We start from the raw sequence: 20,949 nt of genomic DNA, 5'->3' as shown, positions 1-20,949 counted from the left end.
AAAAAAACCCTCGGTGTGAAAACCGAGGGTTTTTTGTTGGGCCTTGAAGCATTACTTCTTCGAGGTCGCGTCCTTCAGTTGGGGCAGCGACGTGCCGCTGGAGGCGAGCAGGCCGGTCTTGACGTACGTGAACAGCTTTTCGCGCGTGTCGACGATGTCGAGGTTGCGCATGGTGAGCTGGCCGATGCGGTCCGCCGGCGTGAAGGGGGCGTTTTCCACCTTCTCCATGGACAGGCGCTCGGGCGCGTACGTGAGGTTGGGCGACACGGTGTTGAGCAGCGAGTAGTCGTTGCCGCGGCGCAGTTCGATGGTGACTTCGCCGGTGATGGCGCGGGCAACCCAGCGCTGGGCGGTTTCGCGCAGCATGATGGCTTGCGGATCGAACCAGCGGCCCTGGTACAGCAGGCGGCCCAGCTTGCGGCCGTTTTCGCGGTATTGCTCGATGGTGTCTTCGTTGTGGATGCCGGTGACCAGGCGCTCGTAGGCGATGAAGAGCAGGGCCAGACCCGGGGCTTCGTAGATGCCGCGGCTCTTGGCTTCGATGATGCGGTTTTCGATCTGGTCGCTCATGCCCAGACCGTGACGGCCGCCAATGCGGTTGGCTTCGAGCATCAGTTCGACGGGGTCGGCGTATTCGACGCCGTTCAGGGCGACGGGCTGGCCTTCTTCGAAGCGCACCGTGACTTCCTCGGCCTTGACGGCGACGTCGTCGCGCCAGAACGCCACGCCCATGATGGGCTTGACGATGCGGATGCCGGAGTTCAGGTGCTCCAGGTCCTTGGCTTCGTGCGTGGCGCCGAGCAGGTTGGAGTCGGTGGAGTAGGCCTTTTCAGCCGACATCTTGTAGTCGAAACCGGCTTGGCGCATGTATTCGGACATTTCCGAACGGCCGCCGAGTTCGTCGATGAAGCGCTGGTCCAGCCAGGGCTTGTAGATCTTGAGTTCCGGGTTGGTAAGCAGACCGTAGCGGTAGAACCGCTCGATGTCGTTGCCCTTGAACGTGCTGCCGTCGCCCCAGATGTTGACGTTGTCTTCCTTCATGGCGGCGACCAGCATCGTGCCCGTGACGGCGCGGCCGATGGGCGTCGTGTTGAAGTACGTGATGCCGGCGGTCGAGATGTGGAAGGCGCCCGATTGCAGGGCGGCGATGCCTTCGGCCACGAGCTGCGCGCGGCAGTCGATCAGGCGGGCATTTTCGGCGCCGTAGGCCATGGCCTTGCGGGGAATCTCGTCGTAGTCGGATTCGTCGGGCTGGCCCAGGTTGGCGGTGTAGGCGTAGGGAATGGCGCCGTTGTTGCGCATCCAGAGGAGCGCCGCGCTGGTGTCCAGGCCGCCGGAAAAGGCGATGCCGACTTTCTGGCCGGTGGGCAGGTTCGGGAGGATAGTGGTCATTGTTTGAGGTGAGACGCCAACAGGACTTTGACAGCAACGAGCCGCCAAACAAGAAAAGTAGCCCGCCATTTTAACTCTTTTGAGGGGGGCTGGCCTCGGGGGCGAACAGATCGGCAAGCCGCAGTTCGCGAATGAGCTGGCCCGTGGCGGCGGCCAGCCGGGTGGCCGGGCGATGGCGCGGGCTGGCCAGCACCAGGTTGTTGGTGATCGTGGGCGAACCGATGGCGCACAGGGACAGTTCATGCTCGGCGGCCGGGCCGCGCGCGGCCGAGCGCGGCAGGATGGCGTAGGCGTCGCCCTGCGCCGCCAGTTCGACGATGGTCTGCACGGCGTCGACCTCGGCCGCCACCTTGAGCCGCACGCCCTGCGCGCGGCAGACGCTTTCCACGAGGGTGCGGATGGCGTTGGGCAGGCTGGGCAGCACCAGGGGATAGTCGCCCAGCCGCGCAACCGGCACGCGATCGGGCAGGGGCGGCTGATGGCCCGCGGCGGCCGCCAGGACGAGATCTTCGCGAAACAGCGATTCGTACGCGAGCTGCGGGGACGGGGCCGGATCATAGAGCAGGGCCAGGTCCACCCGGCCGGCGAGCAGCCATTCGCGCACCTGGGCGCTCAGCCCCTCGGCCACTGCGATGGAGGCATCGGGAAAGTCCTGGCGGAACGCCTGCACAAGCGGGGGCGTGAGCACGCGCGCGATCCGTGGCGGCAGGCCGATCATGACCTTGCCCGTGGGCGTTTCGCGCAGCGTCTGCAGATCTTCCTTGGCGCGTTCGGCCAGCGTCAGCAGGGCGCGGGCGTGCTCCAAAAAGCGCAGGCCGGCCTCCGTGGGTTCGGCGCCGCGGCCGTTGCGGTAGAGCAGATGCTGGCCCAGTTCAACTTCCAGCAGCCTCACCTGGCGGCTGAGCGTGGGCTGTGCGACGTCCAGCATCTCTGCGGCGCGCGAGAAGCTGCGGCGCTCAGCCACCCGCACGAAGTATTCGATCTGCTTGAGATCCATCGGATATTAGCTTTTTCGATATCAGAAATATCAGGTATAGCATTGTTTGCCGGGCCACATTCCGCGACGATGGCGTTTTGCAATGAGGAAGTCCCCCGTGCCCGATTGCCGTCCGCCGCTCGCCTCGCCGTCCCGTCCCCGCCATGCGCTGCCGCCGGGCGCGTGCGACGCGCATTGCCACATCTTCGGGCCGGACGACGTGTTTCCGTACGCGCAGGGCCGTTCCTATACGCCGCCGGATGCGCCGTTCGCCAGCATGGCGGCGCTGCATGCCCATCTGGGCATCGAGCGGGCCGTCGTCGTGCAGGCCAATTGCCATGGGTCGGATCACCGCGCGCTGCTGGACGCGCTGGCGCGCAGCGCCGGGCGGTATCGCGGCGTGGCGTTGCTGGGCGCCGACGCCACGGCGGCCAGCGTCAAGGCCCTGCATGAGGGTGGCGTGCGGGCCGCGCGCTTCAATTTCGTGCCGCATCTGGGCGGCGCGCCCGATCCGGCCGTGTTCGACCATGTGGTCGCGCTGATTGCGCCGCTGGGCTGGCACCTGTGCCTGCATGTGGACGGCGCGATGCTGCCGGAATTGCTGCCGCGCCTGCTCGCGTTGCCGGTGCCGTTCGTCGTGGACCACATGGGGCGGCTGAAGGCGTCGGACGGGCTCGATTCGCCGGCAATGCGGGCGCTGCTCAGCCTGGCCGACGTCGACGCGGCCTGGGTCAAGGTGTCCGGCATCGACCGGATTGCCGCCGGCCGGCGGCCGTTCGCCGAAGGCATCCCTTTCGTGCACGCGCTTGTTCAGGCCATGCCGGACCGCACGCTGTGGGGCACCGACTGGCCGCATCCGAATGTGGCGGGCGACATGCCGGACGACGGCGAGCTCGTCGACACGTTCTTCGAAGCGTGCCCGGACGCCGGGCTGCGCCAGCGCGTGCTGGTGGACAACCCCGCGCGGCTTTACGGATTTCAGTAGTACCGAGACCGCGGAACGAGGGCCACGATGCCCGAGCCGCAAGCACACCCCCATCAACGAGGAGACACCATGTTCAAGAAAATCATCTCGGCCGCCGTGCTGAGCCTGGCCGCCGCGGGTGCGGCCCATGCCGACGGTCCCGTGCGCCTCATCATTGCGTTCCCGCCGGGCGGTCCGGTGGACCTGGTGGGCCGCGTGCTGGCCGAGCAGCTGGGCAAGGAGCTCAAGCAGAACGTCATCGTCGAGAACAAGGCGGGGGCCAATGGCAACATCGCGGCCGCCTACGTGGCCAAGGCGCCCGCCGACGGCTCGGTGCTGTTCCTGACCAGCGTCGGCGCGGTGGCGATCAGCCCGGCGCTGTACAAGGACCTGCCGTACGATCCGGCGCGCGATTTCGCGCCGGTGTCGCGGGTGGTGAACAACGCCACGGTGTTCGTGGTGAACCCGTCCAATCCGGCCACCGATGCCGCCGACTTCGTGAAGAAGTCGCAAGCCGCGTCGCAGTCGGTCGCCATCGGCTCGTCGGGCATCGGCAGCATTCCGCACCTGACGCTGGAAATGTTCGCCGATTCCAGCAAGGCCAAGGTGCTGCACGTGCCTTACAAGGGCGCGGCCCCCGTCATCAACGACGTGATGGGCAATCAGGTGTCCGGATTCTTCGGCGACGTGCCGGGGCTCATCGGCCACATTCAGGGCGGCAAGCTCAAGCCCCTGGGCCTGGCGGCGCCGACCCGCCATCCGCTGCTGCCCGATGTGAAGACGCTGGCCGAGCAAGGCATTCCTGGCGTCGAATCCAACAACTGGTATGGCCTTGTCGCGCCGGCGGGCACGCCTGCCGCCACCGTGGACAAGCTGAACCAGGCCGTGCGCGCCGCGCTGGGCAACGAAACCGTGCGTGCCCGCCTGGAGAAGTTCGGCGCCGAGGCCGCGCCCAGCACGCCGCAGGAATTGGGCGCGCTGATCGCCGCCGACCGCGAGAAGTGGACCGCGCTGATCCAGCGCAAGAACATCCGTCCGGAGTAAGCATGAGCGCCCGCCGAATCGAACCCGTCGTGCCGGGCACGCGCCCGGAACTAGCCGTGCTGGAGGCGCGCATCGCCGCCGCGCGCGGCCGCATTTCGCCGCTGTATCAGGTGCTGCTGAACAGTCCGGCCGTGGTCGAAGGCTGGGAAGCCATGCTGACCGCGATCCGGCAGAAGACGTCGCTGGCGCCGCGGCTGCGCGAGCTGATCATCCTGCGCGTGGCGACCTTGAACAACGCGCCGTACGAGTTCGAGGCGCATGTGCCGCACGCGCTGGCGGGCGGCATGCCGCAGGCGGTCATCGACGTGCTGCGCGGCAATCCCGCTCCGGATCAGGTACAGGGCCTGGAACCTGGCGAGGCCGAGGTGCTGGCGCTGACCGACGCCATGACCCGCGATATCGAGGTGCCGGACGCGGTGTTCGCGCCGCTGCGCGCGCGCTACGACGACGCGCAACTGGTGGAACTGACCGCGACGGTGGGCGCCTACAACATGGTGTCGCGCTTCCTGGTCGCCTTGCGCGTCGGACATTGAGAGGAGAGGGCTGTGCAAGAAACGATGTTGCTGGTGTCGCTGGGCGAACGGTTTGACGAGGCGCGCATTCAGGGGCTGGCCGGGCGTCTCTCGGACGGGCTGGAGGATGTGAAGATCAGCGCCTTTGCTGCGCTGGAAGCCGAAGACACCTACGTATACGTGCGCGGGGCCCGTGCATTGCCGCAGATCCAGGCCCGCCTGAATGAACTGGCGCCCGGCGCGCACGCGCGGGTGCTGCATCTGACGCTGGATTTGCCGGGCGCGTCGGCGGGGCAGGAGGCGCCGTGGCATTACATCGTCGAAACCGACGTGCTGCCCGAGGCCGAGGCCGACCTGAACGCCTGGTACGACCAGGAGCACCTGCCGGGCCTGGCGTCGGTGCCCGGCACGGTGCGCGCGCAGCGCTGGGAATGCCGCGATGAGTCGCCGCGGTATCTGGCCAGCTACGACCTGCACACGCAGGAAACCTTCGGCAGCCCGCCGTGGCTGGCCGTGCGCGCGACCGACTGGAGCAGCCGCGTGCGGCCGTCCTTTCGCAACACGCGGCGCACGATGTTCAGGAAGATCCTGTAGCGCCGTTGCGCCACAAAAGTGAAGGGGCCCGGACATCGCGCGATGTCCGGGCCCCTTTTTCCTTGAAGGACGGGATCAGTCGACCTGACCCAGCAGCAGGAATTCCATCAGCGCCTTCTGCACGTGCAGGCGGTTCTCGGCCTCGTCCCAGACCACGCTCTGCGGGCCGTCGATGACTTCGCCGGTCACTTCCTCGCCGCGATGGGCGGGCAGGCAGTGCATGAAGACGGCCTGCGGGTCGGCGGCGGCCATCATTTCGGCATCCACGCACCAGTCGGCAAACGCGGCGCGGCGCTCTTCGTTTTCGGCTTCGTAGCCCATGCTGGTCCAGACGTCGGTCGTGACCAGGTGCGCGCCCTTGCACGCCTCCATGGGATCCTTGAACTGGCGCAGCACCTTGTCGGGCGGCGTGCCGATGCGGGCGGCTTCAAGTTCGTAGCCGGCCGGCGTGGACACGTGCAGCGTGAAGCCCAGCATTTCGGCCGCCTGCAGCCACGTGTAGGCCATGTTGTTGGCGTCGCCCACCCAGGCTACCGTCTTGCCGGCAATGGGGCCGCGGTGCTCGATGTAGGTGAAGATGTCGGCCAGGATCTGGCAGGGGTGGAATTCGTTGGTCAGGCCGTTGATCACGGGCACGCGCGAATGCGACGCGAAGCGCTCGATGCGGGTCTGCTCGAACGTGCGGATCATGACGATGTCGACCATGCGCGAGATCACGCGCGCGGTGTCTTCGATGGGCTCGGAGCGGCCGAGCTGAGAGTCGTTGGACGTCAGGTTGATGACCGAGCCGCCCATCTGGTACATGCCGGCCTCGAACGACACGCGGGTGCGCGTGCTGGCCTTTTCGAACACCATTGCCAGCGTGCGGTCGTGCAGCGGCATGTGGGGCTCATAGCGTTTGAACTTTTCCTTGATCAGGCGCGCGCGGTCCAGCACGTAGGCGATCTCGGCGGACGAGAAGTCCTTGAACTGCAGGAAGTGCCGCAGCGGGCCGTTTTGAGTCGTGGGAGGAGTCATGTTGATGTCGCAGGTCATTGGGCCCGGCCAGGCTCGTGGCCCGGCAGGGACGTTGATTATGGTTTTTCGGCCAGGAACTGTTGGATGAGCGGCACCAGGAGGGCGACGATCTGGTCGGCCTCTTCCCGGGTCAGGATCAGCGGCGGCAGCATGCGGATGACGCGGTCGCGCGTGACGTTGATGAGCAGGCCCGCTTCCAGGGCGCGCAGCGCCAGGACGCCGCAGGGGCGGGCCAGTTCGATGCCCAGCATGAGGCCGCGGCCGCGGATGTCGGCCACGCCGGGCGTGCCGGCCAGCGCGCCGGCCAGGCGGTCTTTCAGGTATTCGCCCACGGCATGGGCGTTTTCAAGCAGGTTTTCGGATTCCAGCGCATCGAGCACCGCCAGGCCCGCGGCGCACACCAGCGGCCCGCCGCCGAACGTGGTGCCGTGGCTGCCCGGCGTGAAGACGCCCGCGGCGGGCCCTGCCGCCAGCATCGCGCCGATGGGCACGCCGCCCGCCAGCCCCTTGGCCAGCGTCATGACGTCGGGACGGATATCGGCCCATTGGTGCGCGAACCACTTGCCGGTGCGTCCGATGCCAGACTGCACTTCGTCGATCATCAGCAGCCAGCCGCGCTCGGTGCACAACTGGCGCAGTGCTTGCAGGTAGGCAATGTCGGACGGGCGGATGCCGCCTTCGCCCTGCAGGACTTCCAGCAGCACCGCGGTGGTGCGGGGCTCGGCGTCGCCCGCGGCGCGCACCGCTTCCAGGTTGTTGTACGGCACCTGGATGAAGCCGCTGGGCAGGGGTTCGAAGCCCTTGCGCGCCTTGTCGCTGCCGGTGGCCGCCAGCGTGGCGAGCGTGCGGCCATGCCAGGACGAATCCATCGTGATGATGTGGGCGTGCTTGTTGCCGCGCTGGTACGCGTAGTAGCGGGCGAGCTTGATGGCCGCTTCGTTGGCTTCGGAGCCGCTGTTGTTGAACGCGACTTCCTGCATGCCGGACAGCGCCGTCAGCCGGGCGGCCAGCGCGGTCTGCTGGGGGATTTCGTAGATGTTGGAGGTATGGATGACCCGGGCGGCCTGCTCGGTGATGGCGGCGACCAGCTTGGGATGGGCATGGCCCAGGCACGAGACGCCGATGCCGGCCAGGGCATCCAGGTACTTTCGGCCGTCGGCGTCCCACAGCCAGACACCCTGGCCGTGCGTGAACGACACCGGCAGCCGGGCATAGATATTGGCCAGAGGCGAGCTCATCGCGGATCCTCCTGGGGGAATGGCATCGACAGCGTGCCCGCTTCCAAGGGGCGAATCGGGGCGAATCGCAGTTTGAAAGAGGGCAAAGGATCAATCATATACAATTCGCGGCGCGGCACGCATGTTTGATCACGCCGAAGATCCGGCTTTCGTGAAAGGCGTCCCGCAGTGAAGAACACATGGCAACTCGCGTCAGACAATTCGTAATTCATGGCGTTACCGAAAGCGGTAGCCGCTTCCGCCCCAGCGATTGGGCGGAACGGCTCGCCGGCGTAATGGCACAGTTCCGGCCGGCCGGCTGTGCTGGTAACCACCTCACTTATTCGCCTTATGTGCTGCCCGTCGTGATCGATGGCGTGCGCGGGATCGTGGTCGACCTGCGCCTGCGCGACCTGGAGCCGCTGGCCTACAAGTTCGTGGTGGACTTCGCCCGCGACAACAACCTCAAGACGGAAGAACGCGAAATCTAGGCCCCCAGAACGAAAAAGCGCCCCAACCGGGCGCTTTTCTCATTCTGCGGCCCTGCACGCCCATCGGGCGGGCCGGGCGCTACCCGCCGCGCGGGCGCTGGCCCGCACGGCGGCAGGCGGATCACTTGGCGTAGACCAGGTCGCGCAGACCCAGCGACAGCCCGGGCCAATAGGTGATGACCATCAGGCACAGGATCACGACGCCGACGAAGGGCACCAGCGGCTTGACGATACGCTCGAGCGGCAGCTTGGCCACCGCGCAGGCCGCGAACAGGTTCACGCCGAACGGCGGGGTGATCATGCCCAGCGCCAGGTTGACCACCATGATGATGCCAAAGTGCACCGGGTCCACGCCGAACTGCAGCGCCACCGGCAGCAGCAGCGGGGCCAGCACGACGATCGACGCCGAAGTCTCGATGAACATGCCGATGACGAACAGCGCGGCGTTCACGCCCATCAGGAAGCCGAACTTTGTGTCGAAAACCTGGGCGAGCCACGTGCCCAGCGCGTCCGGAATGCCGGCGCGGTTGAGCAGGAAGCTGAACAGGCCGGCGTTGGCGATCACGAACATGATGACCGCGGTCGACACGACCGACTTGTGCAGCGTGGCGGACAACTGGCGGAACGTGAGGCGGCGGTAGATGACCTTGCCCACGAAGACGGCGTACATCACGGCCACGACCGAGGCCTCGGTCGGCGTGAAGATGCCGCCATAGATGCCGCCCAGGATGATGACCGGCATCAGCAGCGCAAGCCACGCGCGCTTGAACGACGGCCACAGCGGCAGGCGGCCTTCGCCGTCGCGCTTGCCCAGGTTGTTGCGCTTGGCGTAGATCCAGACGTAGAACATCAGCGCCACCCCGATCAGGATGCCGGGCATGACGCCGGCGATGAACAGCTCGCCGGTGGACGTGTCGGTGGACACGGCAAACAGGATCATCGGGATCGACGGCGGAATGATGACGCCGAGTTCCGCCGCGCTGGCCTGCAATGACGCCGCAAAGGGGGCGGGATAGCCGTGCCGGATCATCGCGGGGATCAGGATCGCGCCGACCGCGAAGGTGGTGGCCACGCTGGAGCCGGCGACCGCCGCGAAGATCATGCAGGTCAGCACGCAGGTGCAGGCCAGGCCGCCCTGGATGCCGCCCACCACGCTCTTGGCGAATTCCACCATGCGTTCGGAGATGCCGCCGGCTTCCATCAGGTTGCCGGCCAGGATGAAGAAGGGGATGGCCACGAGCGGGTATTTGTCCAGCGCGGCAAACAACTGCTGCGCGACGACCAGCCAGGGCAGGCCCGCGGCGCCGACGCCCGCCAGGCTGGCCAGCCCGATCGACACGGCGACCGGCACGGACAGCCCGAAGAAAATCAGCATCGAGACAATCATTAATTGGGACATGGCGATTTCTGCTGCTCAGGTTCGATAAGGGGCGGCTCAGCCTTGCGCGTCGTTGCGCACGGGCACGTCTTCTTCGTCGCCGGCGCACCAGCGGGCCAGCACGGCGATGGCCGCCAGCGTGGCGCCCACGGGGATCGCCAGGTAGATCCAGGAAATCGAGATGTCCAGGCTCGGCACGTTCTGGAACCGCACGCGGTAGGTCATGTTGCCGCCGATCCAGGCCAGAAAGCCGAGAAAACCGGCGCAGATGAGGCCGATGATGGCTTCCAGTACCCGGCGTCGCTTGCCGCCCAGCATGTTGCGCAGCAGTTCCACGCTGATCATGGCGCCGTGGCGAAAGGCCAGGGCCACGCCCAGCAGCACGGTCCAGATGAGAAGCGCGCGGGTGAGGACCTCGCTCCAGTCGGCGGGCGAATGCAGCACGAACCGGGCGATGACCTGATAGAACGCGGCCGCTGCGGCGGCGACCAGGAGGAGTTGGGCGAATGCCGAGACCAGCTTGAACAGGCCGCGGTCGAAGGCGCAGAGCAAACGCATGGTGAATTCCGTTGGCGAAAGTCGCGAAAAAAATAGGGCGGGCGCGCGGCGAAAGCCGGCCCCGCCGCCAGGCGAGCGGCCCCGCCACGGGGGCCGCGCCGGCTTACTTGGTGTCGCGGATCGAGTCGATCAGCTTCTTGTCGAACTTCTTGTAGTACTCGGGGTAGGCGGGTTCCACGGCGGCGGCGAAGGCGGCGCGGTCCACTTCGGTGACTTGCATGCCTTCCTTCTTCAGCTGCTCGACGCCCGTCTTCTCGATGTTGTCGACGTAGGCGCGCATGGCCTGGGCCGATTCCTTGCCGGCCTTGTCGAAGTTGGCCTTGTCGGCGGCCGACAGGCCTTCATAGACGTTGGCCGACATCAGCACCAGGGCCGGGCCGTACACGTGGCCGGTCAGCGACAGGTACTTCTGCATCTGCGACAGCTTGGCCGACGTGATCACGGACAGCGGGTTTTCCTGGCCGTCGATGGTGCCCTGCTGAAGGGCGGTGGCCACTTCGGGCCAGGCCATCGGCGTGGGCAGGATGCCGATCTGGCGGAAGGCGGTGATGTGGATGGGGTTTTCCGTGGTGCGGATCTTCAGGCCCTTGGCATCGGCCGGGGTCTTGACCGGGCGGACGTTGTTGGTCAGGTGGCGAAAGCCCTGTTCGCCCCAGGCCAGCGCCACGATGCCGCGGCTGGGGAACTTGGCCAGCATGTCCTGGCCGATCTTGCTGTCGAGCACGGCACGGGCGTGCGGCAGGTCGCGCAAGAGGAAAGGAATATCGAAAACGCCGGTTTCGGGAACAAAATTGAGGGTTGCACCGGTCGAAACGATCGCGAGATCGATGGTGCCGATCTGCAGGCCCTCGATGACCTCGCGTTCACCGCCCAGGGCGCTGTTGGCGAATTGCTGGACCTTGAACTTGCCGTTGGAAGAGGCCTCGATGGACTTGGCCATCGCGTCGGCGCCGGCGCCGTAGTGCGACGAGGTCGACAGGGCGTAGGCCATCTTCAGGGTGGTCTGTGCCGCCGAGGGCAGGGATGTGGCGGCCGCGCAGGCGGCCAGAATCGTGGCCGCAAGCCAGGATTTACGCATTGTCTTCTCCGGAATTGGTTATCTTTAAGGGCGGCTTTGCCTCCCGCCCCGGGATGATATCGGGAATCAGATCGCTTTCTTACCGTTGGCTAACATAGTTGAATGATGGATTTCCCTGATATGTCACAGGCCAAGCGCCCCGGTTTCTGGTCCACCCTGCGCCTGGGCGCCCGGATGATGATGCGCGATGCGCGTGCCGGCGAACTGCGCTTGCTGGTGCTGGCCCTGGTCGTGGCGGTGGCGGCCGTCACCAGCGTGGGCTTTCTGGCGGACCGCGTCGGACGCGCGCTGGAACGCGATGCCGGCCAGATGCTGGGCGCCGATCTGGTGCTGGACGCCGACGAGCCCGTGCCGGCCGCCTTCAAGGATCAGGCGCGCGAGCGCGGCCTCACCGTGTCCAGCACGTGGCAGTTTCCGTCCATGGTCGGTGCCGGCGACGGCGCACAGTTGGCCGCCCTGAAGGCCGTGGAACCCGGCTACCCGCTTCGCGGGGCGCTGCGGGTGGCGGATGCGCCGTTTGCGCCCGACGCACCCACGCGCGACGTGCCGCCCGAAGGCGCGGTGTGGGTCGACGCCCAGCTGCTGGCACTGCTGAACCTGAAGGTGGGCGACACGCTCAATGTGGGCGACGCCCACCTGCGCATTGACCGCGTCATCACCTATGAGCCGGACAAGGGCATGCAGTTCGTCAACGTCGCGCCGCGCGTGCTGCTGCGCGCCAGCGACCTGCCGGCCACCGGACTGATCGCGCCGGGCAGCCGCATCGGCTATGCCATGCTGATCGCCGGCCAGCCCGACGCCGTGGCCGGGTACTCCGCCTGGCTGAACCAGAACCTCAAGCGCGGCCAGAAGATCGCCACGCTGGAGTCGGGCCGCCCCGAAGTGCGCCGCACGCTGGACCGCGCGCAGCGTTTCCTGTCGCTGGTTGCGCTGCTGGCGGTGCTGATCTCGGCCGTGGCCGTGGCGCTGGCGGCGGGGCGTTACATGACGCGGCACCGCGACGGCATCGCGGTCATGCGCTGCCTGGGCGCCGTGCAGTCGCAGGTCGCGCGGATGCTGACGCTGGAATTCACGCTGGTTGGCCTGTTTTCGTCCGCGGCCGGCTGCCTGCTGGGCTTTGGCGTGCACCAGGTGCTGGTGATGCTGCTGGGGTCGCTGATCGACACCACGCTGCCGGCGCCGTCGGCCATTCCGGCGCTTCAGGGCCTGTTGACCGGGCTGCTGCTGCTCTTGGGCTTTGCGCTGCCCGCGCTGGCGCAGCTTCGGCACGTGCCGCCCGCCCGCGTCCTGCGGCGCGACGCGGATACGATCAGCGCCCGCAGCGCCTTCGGTTACGTGCTGGGCGCGGTGGGGTTCGCGCTCCTGATCTGGTGGTTCGCGGGCGACGCGAAGCTGGGCGGTGTGGTGGCCGGCGGCTTTCTGGGCGCCTTCGGCGTGTTTGCCCTGGTGGCCTGGCTGTGCATCCTGGGGCTGGCGCGGGTGCGCCGCCTGGCGGCCGGGTTTCCCGCGCTGCGCTTTGCCCTGGCGGGCGTGGTGCGCCGCCGGGCGGCCACGATCACGCAGGTCTGCGCGCTGGCTGTCGGGTTGATGGCGCTGCTGCTGCTGACCATGACCCGCACCGATCTGATCCAGGGGTGGCAGCGCACCATGCCGCCGGACGCGCCCAACCGGTTCCTGATCAACGTGCAGCCAGACCAGCGCCAGGCCGTGACCGATGCGCTGACGCGCGAAGGGCTGGGCCGCATCACGTTGTCGCCGATGGTGCGTGGCCGGCTGATCGCGGTCAACGGCAAGCCGGTGGGACCGGACGACTACGAAGAACCGCGCGCCAAGCGCCTGGTGGACCGCGAATTCAACCTGTCCTATAGCGACGAGATGCCGTCTTCCAACCGCATCGAGCAGGGCCGCTGGCTGGCGCCGGGCTCGGCCGAGGTCTCGCTGGAAGCGGGACTGGCGCAGTCCCTGCGCATCGGCCTGGGCGACAAGATGACGTTCGACGTGGCCGGCCAGCAGGTGGAAGTGGCCGTGTCGAGCATCCGCCGGGTGGATTGGGATACGATGCGCGTCAATTTTTTCGCCATCCTGACCCCCGCCGCACTGGCCGACATGCCTCAGAGCTGGATCACGTCCTTTTACCTGCCGCCTGACAAGGCGGCGGTGCTGCCCGCGCTGGTGCGGGAGTTTCCGAACCTGACGGTGTTCGACGTGGGCGCCATCCTGCAGCAGTTGCAATCCGTGCTGAATGAAGTGGGCCGCGCGGTGCAGCTCCTGTTCCTGTTCACCCTGGCCGCCGGCGTGCTGGTGCTGTCCGCGGCGCTGACCGCGACGCGCGACGAGCGGATGCGCGAGGCGGCGGTGCTGCGCGCGCTCGGCGCCACGCGCCGTCAGCTTGCCCGTTCCCAGCGCATCGAGCTGTGGGCGGTGGGCGGGCTGGCCGGTCTTTTGGCGGCGGCTGGCGCCACGGCGATCGCTTGGGTTTTGTCAACGCAGGTGTTCGACTTCACCATTACCCTCAGCCTCTGGCCGTGGCTGGCCGGCATCGGCGCCGGCATGCTGGGAGCCTGGGCGGGCGGCGCGCTTGCCCTGCGCGGCGTGCGCAGCACGCCGCCGCTCGTCACCCTTCGAGAAACCTGATGACGTCCCGCGTCCTCACCATTACAGAACCCGTGGAAAATTCCCGCACCATGTTTGACCTTCTTGGCGGCGAAGCCGGCGTGCGCGCCCTCGTCGACCGTTTCTATGACCTGATGGACATGGAGCCCGACCTCAAGGAACTGCGCGCCGCCCACGGCCCCAGCCTGGACGAGGCGCGCGACAAGCTCTTCTGGTTCCTGTGCGGATACTTCGGCGGGCCGGACCACTACATCGAGCGCTTCGGCCATCCCCGCCTGCGGGCGCGCCACCTGCCGTTTTCCATCGGCGAAGTCGAGCGCGACCAGTGGGTGGCCTGCATCGGACGTGCGATGGAAGACGAGGGCATCGAGCCCGCCTTGATCGAGCGGCTGCTCGAATCGTTCTACGGCGTTGCCGACTGGATGCGCAATCGTGCAGGGTGACGATCGATCCGGCGCGCGGCGCACCGCCTGGGAGGGTCCGCTGGCCGGCGCCATGCTCAGCGACGCGCGGCGCCTTGCCGACGCGGGGCCGGAAGTCTTCAACCCTGCGCACTACGGCGACCGGGCGCGGCCCGTAGACGCCGGCGGACGCCAGGCGGCGTGGTTCGTCGAGGGGCAGGGCTGGCAGGGCGTGCTGCGGCGCTACCGCCGCGGCGGCATGATCGCCCGCATCAGCCGCGATGCCTATCTGTGGAACGGCGAGTCGCGCACCCGAAGCTTTCGCGAATACCGGCTGCTGGCCGCGCTGCGCGCGCAAGGGCTGCCGGTGCCCGCCCCGTTGGCGGCGGCGTACTGGCGCCAGGGCCCGATCTACCGCGCGGCCATCGTGGTCGAGCGCATCCCAGGCGTGCGGCCCTTGGCGCAGGCGCTGACCGAACCGTTATGGCAGCCGGTGGCCGACGCCATCGTCCGCATGCACCGGGCGGGCGTCTGGCACGCCGACCTGAACGCCTTCAACATCCTCATCGGCAACGACGGCCGGGTCTGGCTCATCGACTTCGACCGCGGCACGCAAGGCGCGCTGTCCGAGCGTCAGCGCCAGGCCAATCTGGACCGGCTGCGCCGGTCGCTGCGCAAGGTGGCCGGCGAGGCCGGCGACCGTTTCTGGATGCGCCTGCGCGACAGTTACTGGACGGCCTGGGGCATCGGCATCCAGCCCTGACCGCCGGCCCGCCGGCGCGCGGCCGCCACGGGGGCAATTGCGCCAATTACCCCCCAAAGTTGGGCAGGTCAGCGCTAAAAGGCTTTATCATTTCGCCTTTTGGTACTCCTGTCATAAACGGCATAGAGCAAGGGGGCTGGACATAATGGAACTGAAGGCGGGAATGCGCTGGGCGCTCGGCGCGGTGCTGGCTGCGGCAGCTACATCGGCGGCGGTTGCGCAGAACAAGGTCGTCAACGTCTACAACTGGGCCGAATACACGGCCCCGGACACGATCCCGGGTTTCGAGAAGGAAACCGGCATCAAGGTCCGCTATGACGTCTATGACAGCAACGACGCCTTGCAGGCCAAGCTGCTGGCCGGCAAGTCGGGTTACGACGTCGTTGTCCCGTCCACCCATTACGCCTCGCGCCAGATCGAAGCCGGCCTGTTCCAGAAGCTGGACAAGTCCAAGATCCCCAACTGGAAGTACCTGGATCCGGAAATCATGGCGCTGGTCGCCACGGTCGATCCCGGCAACGAACACGCCATTCCGTGGGGCTACGGCACCAACGGCCTGGGCTACAACGTCACCAAGGTCAAGCAGATCATGGGCGACGACGTGGACCTGGCCAGCTGGGACATGATCTTCAAGCCCGAGAACGCCGCCAAGCTCAAGGAGTGCGGCATCTCGATGCTGGACGAAGCCGCGCAGGTCTTCCCGGCCGTGCTCAAGTACCTTGGCAAGGACCCCAACAGCACCAACGCCGCCGACTACCAGGCCGCGATGGAAGTGCTGAAGAAGATCCGCCCGTACATCCGCCAGTTCAGTTCGTCGGGCTACATCGACGAGCTGGCCGTGGGCGACCTGTGCATGGTCTACGGCTTTTCCGGCGACGTCATGATCGCCCGCAAGCGCGCGCAGGACGCCAAGAAGCCCTATGAAGTGAACTACTTCATTCCCAAGGGTGGCGCGCCGGCGTGGTTCGACCTGATGGTCATCCCCAAGGATGCGCCGCATCCCGAAGAGGCGCTGGCCTTCATCAACTACATCGAAACGCCGAAGGTCCATGCGGCCATCACCAACACCATGTTCTATCCCAACGCCAACAAAGAGGCGCGGCAGTACGTGAACAAGGATGTGGCTGACAACCCCATGATCTACCCGCCCGCCGAGGTATCCAAGACCCTGTACGTGATCAAGGCGCTGCCCTTGAACATTGCACGTCTGCAGAACAAGTTGTGGTCCGAGCTGAAGTTGGGAAATTAGTCATCATGAACGATAGCCGTTACTCGGCGCAGCACGCGGCGGACCCGGACGAGTTCGTCCGGGTCTCCGACGTGGTAAAGATCTTTGGCGACGTGGTGGCCGTGCGCTCGGTCAACCTGTCCGTCAAACGCAATGAAATCTTCGCGCTGCTGGGCAGCTCGGGCAGCGGCAAGTCCACCTTGCTGCGCATGCTGGCGGGCTTCGAGGAAGCCACCTCGGGCCAGATCCTGCTGGACGGCGAGGACATCACCAGCGTGCCGCCGTACCGCCGGCCCGTGAACATGATGTTCCAGTCTTACGCGCTGTTCCCGCACATGACGGTCGAGGCCAACGTGGCCTTTGGCCTGAAGCAGGAAGGCGTGGACCGCGCGGAAATCCATGACCGCGTGTTCGAGGCCCTGGACCTGGTGCAGATGGCGGGTTATTCGCGCCGCAAGCCCAACCAGCTCTCGGGCGGGCAGCAGCAGCGCGTGGCGCTGGCGCGCAGCCTGGTCAAGCGTCCCAAGCTGCTGCTGCTGGACGAGCCCATGTCGGCGCTGGACAAGCAGATCCGCCAGAAGACGCAGATCGAACTCGTGAAGATCCTGGAGCAGGTCGGCGTGACCTGCATCATGGTCACCCACGACCAGGAAGAAGCCATGACCATGGCGCACCGCCTGGCCGTCATGACCGAAGGCCAGATCGTCCAGTGCGGCACGCCCCAGGACGTCTACGCGTTCCCGAACTCGCGCTTTGTGGCCAGCTTCATCGGGTCGACCAACATGTTCACCGGCACCATCGTGGTCGACGAGCCCGACCACGTGGCCATCGAATGCGCCGAGCTGACCCGTCCGCTTTACGTGAACCACGGTGTGAGCGAGCCGCTGGGCATGGAAGTGCACGTGTCCATCCGCCCCGAGCGCCTGCTGGTGTCGCGCGAGCAGCCCGATGGCGACTACAACTGGGCGCACGGCATGGTCAGCCACATGGCCTGGATGGGCAGCTACGCCCTCTATCAGATCCGCCTGGATTCCGGCAAGACGGTCGAGGCCAGCGTGCCCAGCCGGCTCCTTGCCCAGATGGATGCGCCGGGCATCGACGAAGAAATCTTCGTCAGCTGGGACGCCGACAGCGCGACGGTGCTTGCGTCATGATCCGTTTTTCGCCCCGCGACTGGCTCCCGTCGGGCCGGGCACTGGCGGTGGTGCCGCCGTTCGCCTGGCTGGTGCTGTTCCTGCTGGTGCCGTTCCTGCTGGTGCTGAAGATCAGCTTTGCCGAAATGAAGTTCGGCATTCCGCCGTACACGTCGCTGGCGCAGTTCCAGGACGAGGCGATCCAGTTCAGCCTGCACCTGCGCGGCTACATCCTGCTGTTCACGGAAAACCAGTACTTCCTCACGTACCTCAGCTCGGTCAAGATCGCCGGCATCACCACGCTGGTCTGTGTGCTGATCGGCTATCCCATCGCGTACTACATCGCCCGTTCGTCGGCGCGCGTGCGCAACCTGCTGCTGCTGGCGGTGATCCTGCCGTTCTGGACCTCGCTGCTGCTGCGCGTGTATGCCTGGGTGGGCATCCTGCGCAACGACGGGCTGCTCAACAACCTGCTGCAGAGCCTGGGCCTGATCTCCAGCCCGCTCGAGATCTACCGCACCGACCTGGCCGTGTACATCGGCATGGTCTACGCCTACCTGCCGTTCTTCATCCTGCCGTTGTACGCCACGCTGGTGAAGATGGACCTGCGCCTCCTGGAGGCCGCCTATGACCTGGGCGCGAAACCCTGGCAGGCGTTCTGGCAGATCACGGTCCCGATGTCGCGCCAGGGCGTGATCGCGGGCGCCATGCTCGTTTTCATCCCGGCCGTCGGCGAATACGTGATCCCGGAAATGCTGGGCGGGGCCAACACGCTGATGATCGGCCGCGTGATGTGGAATGAATTCTTCAACAACGCCGACTGGCCGATGGCGTCGGCCGTGACGTGCGTGATGGTGTTGCTGCTGCTCGTGCCGCTGGTGTACTTCCAGTACAGCCAGGTCAAGCAGCAGGGGGGAGGCCGCAAATGAACGGTCCGAACAAGACGCTGCGCGCCGTGGTGCTGGGGCTGGGCTACTTCTTTCTGTACGTGCCCATCATCAGCCTGATGGTGTTTTCGTTCAACGAGTCGCCGTCCGTCACGTCGTGGACGGGGTTCTCGCTGCGCTGGTATCACTCGCTGGCCAACGACGACGCGCTGTTGCGCGCCGCCTGGCTGTCGTTCCGCATTGCCGTGCTGACGGCCACCGCGGCGGTCGTCATCGGCACCTGGGCTGGCTACGTGCTGGGCCGCATGGGGCGCTTTCGCGGCTTTGCGCTCTACGTCGGCATGCTGAGCGCGCCGCTGGTGATCCCCGAGGTCGTGCTGGGCATCTCGCTGCTCCTGATGTTCGTCGAAGTGCGCGGCGCGCTGGGCTGGCCCGAGCAGAACGGCATGTTCACGATCTGGGTGGGGCATGTGACGCTGTGCATGGCGTTCGTGGCCGTCGTCATCCAGACCCGCATCCGCGACCTGGACCGCTCGCTGGAAGAAGCCGCGCTGGATCTGGGCGCCACCCCGATCACGGTGTTCTTCAAGATCACGCTGCCGCTCATCGCGCCCGCGCTGGCGTCGGCCTGGCTGCTCGCCTTCACGCTGTCGCTGGACGACGTTGTCATCGCGTCGTTCCTGTCCGGCCCCGGTTCCAGCACGCTGCCCATGGAGGTCTTCTCCCGGGTGCGGCTGGGTCTGAAGCCCGAGATCAACGCGCTGGCCACCCTGTTCATCCTGGCGGTGGGCACGTGCGTGATCCTCGCCAACCGCATGCAATGGCGTAAGGAGTCCGAATCCAAATGACGCAAACCACCCTGTATGGCCTGACCAAGTGCAGCACGTGCGTGAAGGCGCGCGACTGGCTCACCGAGCACGGTGTCGACCACGCCTTCGTGGACTATCGCGACAATCCGGTGGCGGCCGCGACGCTCAAATCCTGGGCCGAGCAGGTCGGCGGCTGGGAAAAGCTGGTCAACCGCGCCTCGATGACGTGGCGCAATTTGCCCGAAGACCGCAAGACCGCGCACACCGACGCCCAGTGGACCAAGCTGATCGCCGAATACCCGGCGCTGGTGCGCCGTCCGGTGACGGTCACGCCGGATGGCGAGGTGAGTGTTGGCTTCAGTGAAAAGCGCTACGGCGAACGTTTCGCCTGAGGCCAGGGGCGGGGCCGGCCTGGCCCTGCCGGACGCCTTCTTCGACCGCGACGCGGCTCAGTTGGCGCGCGAGTTGCCCGGCAAGGTGATCCGCCACCGGGTCGGCGGCCTGTGGCTGTCGGCCCGCATCATTGAAACCGAGGCCTACTATCTGGAAGAGCGTGGCAGCCATGCCTCGCTGGGTTACACGCACAAGCGCCGCGCCCTGTTCATGGACGGCGGCACCATATATATGTATTACGCCCGCGGGGGCGATTCGCTGAACTTCAGCGCGGGCGGCCCCGGCAACGCGGTGCTGATCAAGTCTGCCTATCCGTGGACCGATGCGCTGTCCGGCCCCGAAGCCCTGGACCGGATGCGCGAGCTCAATCCCGATGCGCAAGGACGGCCCCGGGCGCTGGGCGCGCTCTGCGCGGGGCAGACCCTGCTGTGCCGGTCGCTGGGCCTGAAAGTGCCCGAGTGGGATGCGCGCCGCTTCGATCCCGAGGCCCTGTACGTCGAAGATGTGGGCGAGTCCCCGCCATATCTGATCTGCACCACGCGCCTGGGCATCCCCACGGGGCGCGACGAGCACCTGAGCTACCGGTTCGTGGATCCGGCCTACGCGGCCTTCTGCACGCGCAATCCGCTGCGGCGCGGCCAGCGCGCGGGACAGGACTATGTGTGGGTGGACCGGCAGGGCATCGTGCTGCCCGAGGCGCCGGCCGGCGGTTAGACGCCGGCTTCGCGGACGCGCCGGGCAAGCGATTCGCGCAGTTCGGCGTACTTGCGCTGCAGGCGCCGGCGGTTCAGGCTTTTGCTCCACGCATACAGCGGAATCAGCGGCAGCACGCCGAAGCCGTCGATCAGGTACAGCCCCTTCTTGCCGTCGGCGTTCAGGCCCACTGCGATGTTGCTGCTGGACATGTCATGCACCACCACGTGCGCGTCGGCCAGGTCGTCGAAGAATTCGTCCAGCTGCGCCCGCAGGGCCTCGTCAAGCTGACCCTTCATGGCAAGTTCGGTCAACGTGGGCGCCATGTTGCCCGCCTCGTCCGTGATCTTTTCGACAACCAGGCCCAGCCCAAGCGAGGTCTGCGCCACACCGAAAATGCGCGCCATGGGCACCTGCCACACGCCGGAGGGGCGGGTCGTGGTGGTGACGTATTCCGAGATCTCGTTCAGGTAGACGCGGTAGGCGCTTTCGCGCTGATATTGCTTGTACCAGCGTTTGAATGGCCGGGCTTCCAGGTAGATCGCCCGCGCGCGCATGTCCATGACCTTGACGAGCAAGGACGGGGAATGCGGGTGCTGGAAAATGTGCCGGTCCCCGCCGGTCGCGAGCGGCGTGGCCGAATCCAGGTTCAGCGGTCCGAACACGGATTGGTATGACACGGGAGGCGTGCTGGCGGAGCGGTCGGCAGAGTTCAAAGAAGCGGCGCGATTCATTCGGATGGCCGCCAGTTTAATCCTGTTGCTCCCGCCGCGTCTTCGCGCCCGCCGCGCCCGCTGGAAACGGGGGC

Annotated in this window: 22 protein-coding genes; 14 read left to right on the top strand and 8 right to left on the bottom strand. The window is 66.7% G+C overall.

Annotated elements, in window-relative coordinates; genetic code table 11:
• Positions 1-51: 51 nt before the first annotated feature.
• The gene (gene argG, locus HV786_RS14310) at positions 52-1,392 is read right to left on the bottom strand and encodes an argininosuccinate synthase (RefSeq protein WP_056320095.1); all 1,341 of its coding nucleotides are present in this window, start codon (positions 1,390-1,392) and stop codon (positions 52-54) included.
• Positions 1,393-1,462: 70 nt separating this feature from the next.
• A complete protein-coding gene (locus tag HV786_RS14305; RefSeq protein WP_152383860.1) occupies positions 1,463-2,389 on the bottom strand; it encodes a LysR family transcriptional regulator in 927 nt (308 codons plus the stop codon).
• Between the two features lie 97 nt (positions 2,390-2,486).
• Here HV786_RS14305 and HV786_RS14300 point away from each other — a divergent pair, with 97 nt between their 5' ends.
• The 4 genes from HV786_RS14300 (at position 2,487) to HV786_RS14285 (ending at position 5,482) form a co-directional block, all read left to right on the top strand.
• The gene (locus tag HV786_RS14300) at positions 2,487-3,353 is read left to right on the top strand and encodes an amidohydrolase family protein (protein WP_175211190.1); all 867 of its coding nucleotides are present in this window, start codon (positions 2,487-2,489) and stop codon (positions 3,351-3,353) included.
• Positions 3,354-3,422: 69 nt separating this feature from the next.
• Positions 3,423-4,376 carry a Bug family tripartite tricarboxylate transporter substrate binding protein gene (locus tag HV786_RS14295; protein ID WP_175211145.1) on the top strand — a complete coding sequence of 318 codons (954 nt, stop codon included), beginning with the start codon at positions 3,423-3,425 and terminating at the stop codon, positions 4,374-4,376.
• A gap of 2 nt (positions 4,377-4,378) precedes the next feature.
• Complete coding sequence (locus tag HV786_RS14290) at positions 4,379-4,909, top strand: carboxymuconolactone decarboxylase family protein (protein WP_128827893.1); 531 nt, start codon at positions 4,379-4,381, stop codon at positions 4,907-4,909.
• Between the two features lie 12 nt (positions 4,910-4,921).
• Positions 4,922-5,482, top strand: a complete 561-nt coding sequence (locus HV786_RS14285; RefSeq protein WP_128827894.1) for a DUF4286 family protein — start codon at positions 4,922-4,924, stop codon at positions 5,480-5,482.
• 75 nt (positions 5,483-5,557) lie between these two features.
• Here HV786_RS14285 and argF read toward each other — a convergent pair whose 3' ends face one another.
• Both argF and HV786_RS14275 read right to left on the bottom strand, forming a co-directional pair.
• Positions 5,558-6,499, bottom strand: a complete 942-nt coding sequence (gene argF, locus HV786_RS14280; RefSeq protein ID WP_056320238.1) for an ornithine carbamoyltransferase — start codon at positions 6,497-6,499, stop codon at positions 5,558-5,560.
• Between the two features lie 56 nt (positions 6,500-6,555).
• Positions 6,556-7,737, bottom strand: a complete 1,182-nt coding sequence (locus HV786_RS14275; RefSeq protein WP_175211143.1) for an aspartate aminotransferase family protein — start codon at positions 7,735-7,737, stop codon at positions 6,556-6,558.
• A 179-nt stretch (positions 7,738-7,916) separates the two neighbouring features.
• On the opposite strand from HV786_RS14275, the gene HV786_RS14270 reads away from it, so the two are divergent.
• Positions 7,917-8,207 carry a DUF3579 domain-containing protein gene (locus HV786_RS14270; RefSeq protein ID WP_013392635.1) on the top strand — a complete coding sequence of 97 codons (291 nt, stop codon included), beginning with the start codon at positions 7,917-7,919 and terminating at the stop codon, positions 8,205-8,207.
• 121 nt (positions 8,208-8,328) lie between these two features.
• Here the strand turns inward: HV786_RS14270 and HV786_RS14265 are convergent, their stop codons facing one another.
• From HV786_RS14265 to HV786_RS14255, 3 genes are all read right to left on the bottom strand, one after another.
• Positions 8,329-9,606, bottom strand: a complete 1,278-nt coding sequence (locus HV786_RS14265; protein ID WP_128827895.1) for a TRAP transporter large permease — start codon at positions 9,604-9,606, stop codon at positions 8,329-8,331.
• Positions 9,607-9,642: 36 nt separating this feature from the next.
• Positions 9,643-10,143 carry a TRAP transporter small permease gene (locus HV786_RS14260; RefSeq protein ID WP_056320109.1) on the bottom strand — a complete coding sequence of 167 codons (501 nt, stop codon included), beginning with the start codon at positions 10,141-10,143 and terminating at the stop codon, positions 9,643-9,645.
• Positions 10,144-10,246: 103 nt separating this feature from the next.
• Positions 10,247-11,221: a TRAP transporter substrate-binding protein gene (locus HV786_RS14255; protein WP_056320112.1), complete on the bottom strand. Its 975-nt coding sequence runs from the start codon at positions 11,219-11,221 to the stop codon at positions 10,247-10,249.
• 102 nt (positions 11,222-11,323) lie between these two features.
• Between HV786_RS14255 and HV786_RS14250 the strand changes: the two genes are divergently transcribed.
• The 9 genes from HV786_RS14250 (at position 11,324) to HV786_RS14210 (ending at position 20,162) form a co-directional block, all read left to right on the top strand.
• Positions 11,324-13,855, top strand: coding sequence for an ABC transporter permease (locus HV786_RS14250; protein ID WP_175211141.1), 2,532 nt, complete (start codon positions 11,324-11,326; stop codon positions 13,853-13,855).
• Positions 13,855-14,277, top strand: coding sequence for a group II truncated hemoglobin (locus tag HV786_RS14245; RefSeq protein WP_175211139.1), 423 nt, complete (start codon positions 13,855-13,857; stop codon positions 14,275-14,277). Before HV786_RS14250 ends, HV786_RS14245 begins: the two co-directional genes overlap by 1 nt.
• Positions 14,267-14,998 carry a 3-deoxy-D-manno-octulosonic acid kinase gene (locus tag HV786_RS14240; RefSeq protein WP_175211137.1) on the top strand — a complete coding sequence of 244 codons (732 nt, stop codon included), beginning with the start codon at positions 14,267-14,269 and terminating at the stop codon, positions 14,996-14,998. The genes HV786_RS14245 and HV786_RS14240 overlap by 11 nt, the downstream gene beginning before the upstream one ends.
• A 145-nt stretch (positions 14,999-15,143) precedes the next feature.
• The gene (locus HV786_RS14235; protein ID WP_128827896.1) at positions 15,144-16,247 is read left to right on the top strand and encodes a polyamine ABC transporter substrate-binding protein; all 1,104 of its coding nucleotides are present in this window, start codon (positions 15,144-15,146) and stop codon (positions 16,245-16,247) included.
• 5 nt (positions 16,248-16,252) lie between these two features.
• Complete coding sequence (locus HV786_RS14230) at positions 16,253-17,380, top strand: ABC transporter ATP-binding protein (protein WP_056320123.1); 1,128 nt, start codon at positions 16,253-16,255, stop codon at positions 17,378-17,380.
• Entirely contained in the window at positions 17,377-18,288 is a 912-nt protein-coding gene (locus HV786_RS14225) for an ABC transporter permease subunit (protein ID WP_128827897.1), read from the top strand. The genes HV786_RS14230 and HV786_RS14225 overlap by 4 nt, the downstream gene beginning before the upstream one ends.
• A complete protein-coding gene (locus HV786_RS14220) occupies positions 18,285-19,094 on the top strand; it encodes an ABC transporter permease subunit (RefSeq protein WP_056320129.1) in 810 nt (269 codons plus the stop codon). The genes HV786_RS14225 and HV786_RS14220 overlap by 4 nt, the downstream gene beginning before the upstream one ends.
• Entirely contained in the window at positions 19,091-19,447 is a 357-nt protein-coding gene (locus HV786_RS14215) for a Spx/MgsR family RNA polymerase-binding regulatory protein (protein ID WP_056320131.1), read from the top strand. Before HV786_RS14220 ends, HV786_RS14215 begins: the two co-directional genes overlap by 4 nt.
• Positions 19,416-20,162 (top strand): DNA-3-methyladenine glycosylase, encoded by a 747-nt coding sequence (locus tag HV786_RS14210; protein WP_252870070.1) that lies wholly within the window; start codon positions 19,416-19,418, stop codon positions 20,160-20,162. Before HV786_RS14215 ends, HV786_RS14210 begins: the two co-directional genes overlap by 32 nt.
• On the opposite strand, the gene HV786_RS14205 is transcribed toward HV786_RS14210, so the two are convergent.
• A complete protein-coding gene (locus tag HV786_RS14205; protein WP_175211135.1) occupies positions 20,159-20,875 on the bottom strand; it encodes a PhoP regulatory network YrbL family protein in 717 nt (238 codons plus the stop codon). The genes HV786_RS14210 and HV786_RS14205 overlap by 4 nt on opposite strands.
• Between the last annotated feature and the right edge of the window lie 74 nt (positions 20,876-20,949).

This window comes from Achromobacter mucicolens (assembly GCF_902859725.1).
Taxonomy (GTDB): domain Bacteria; phylum Pseudomonadota; class Gammaproteobacteria; order Burkholderiales; family Burkholderiaceae_B; genus Achromobacter; species Achromobacter mucicolens.
This window is presented reverse-complemented; position numbering and strand designations above follow the sequence as displayed.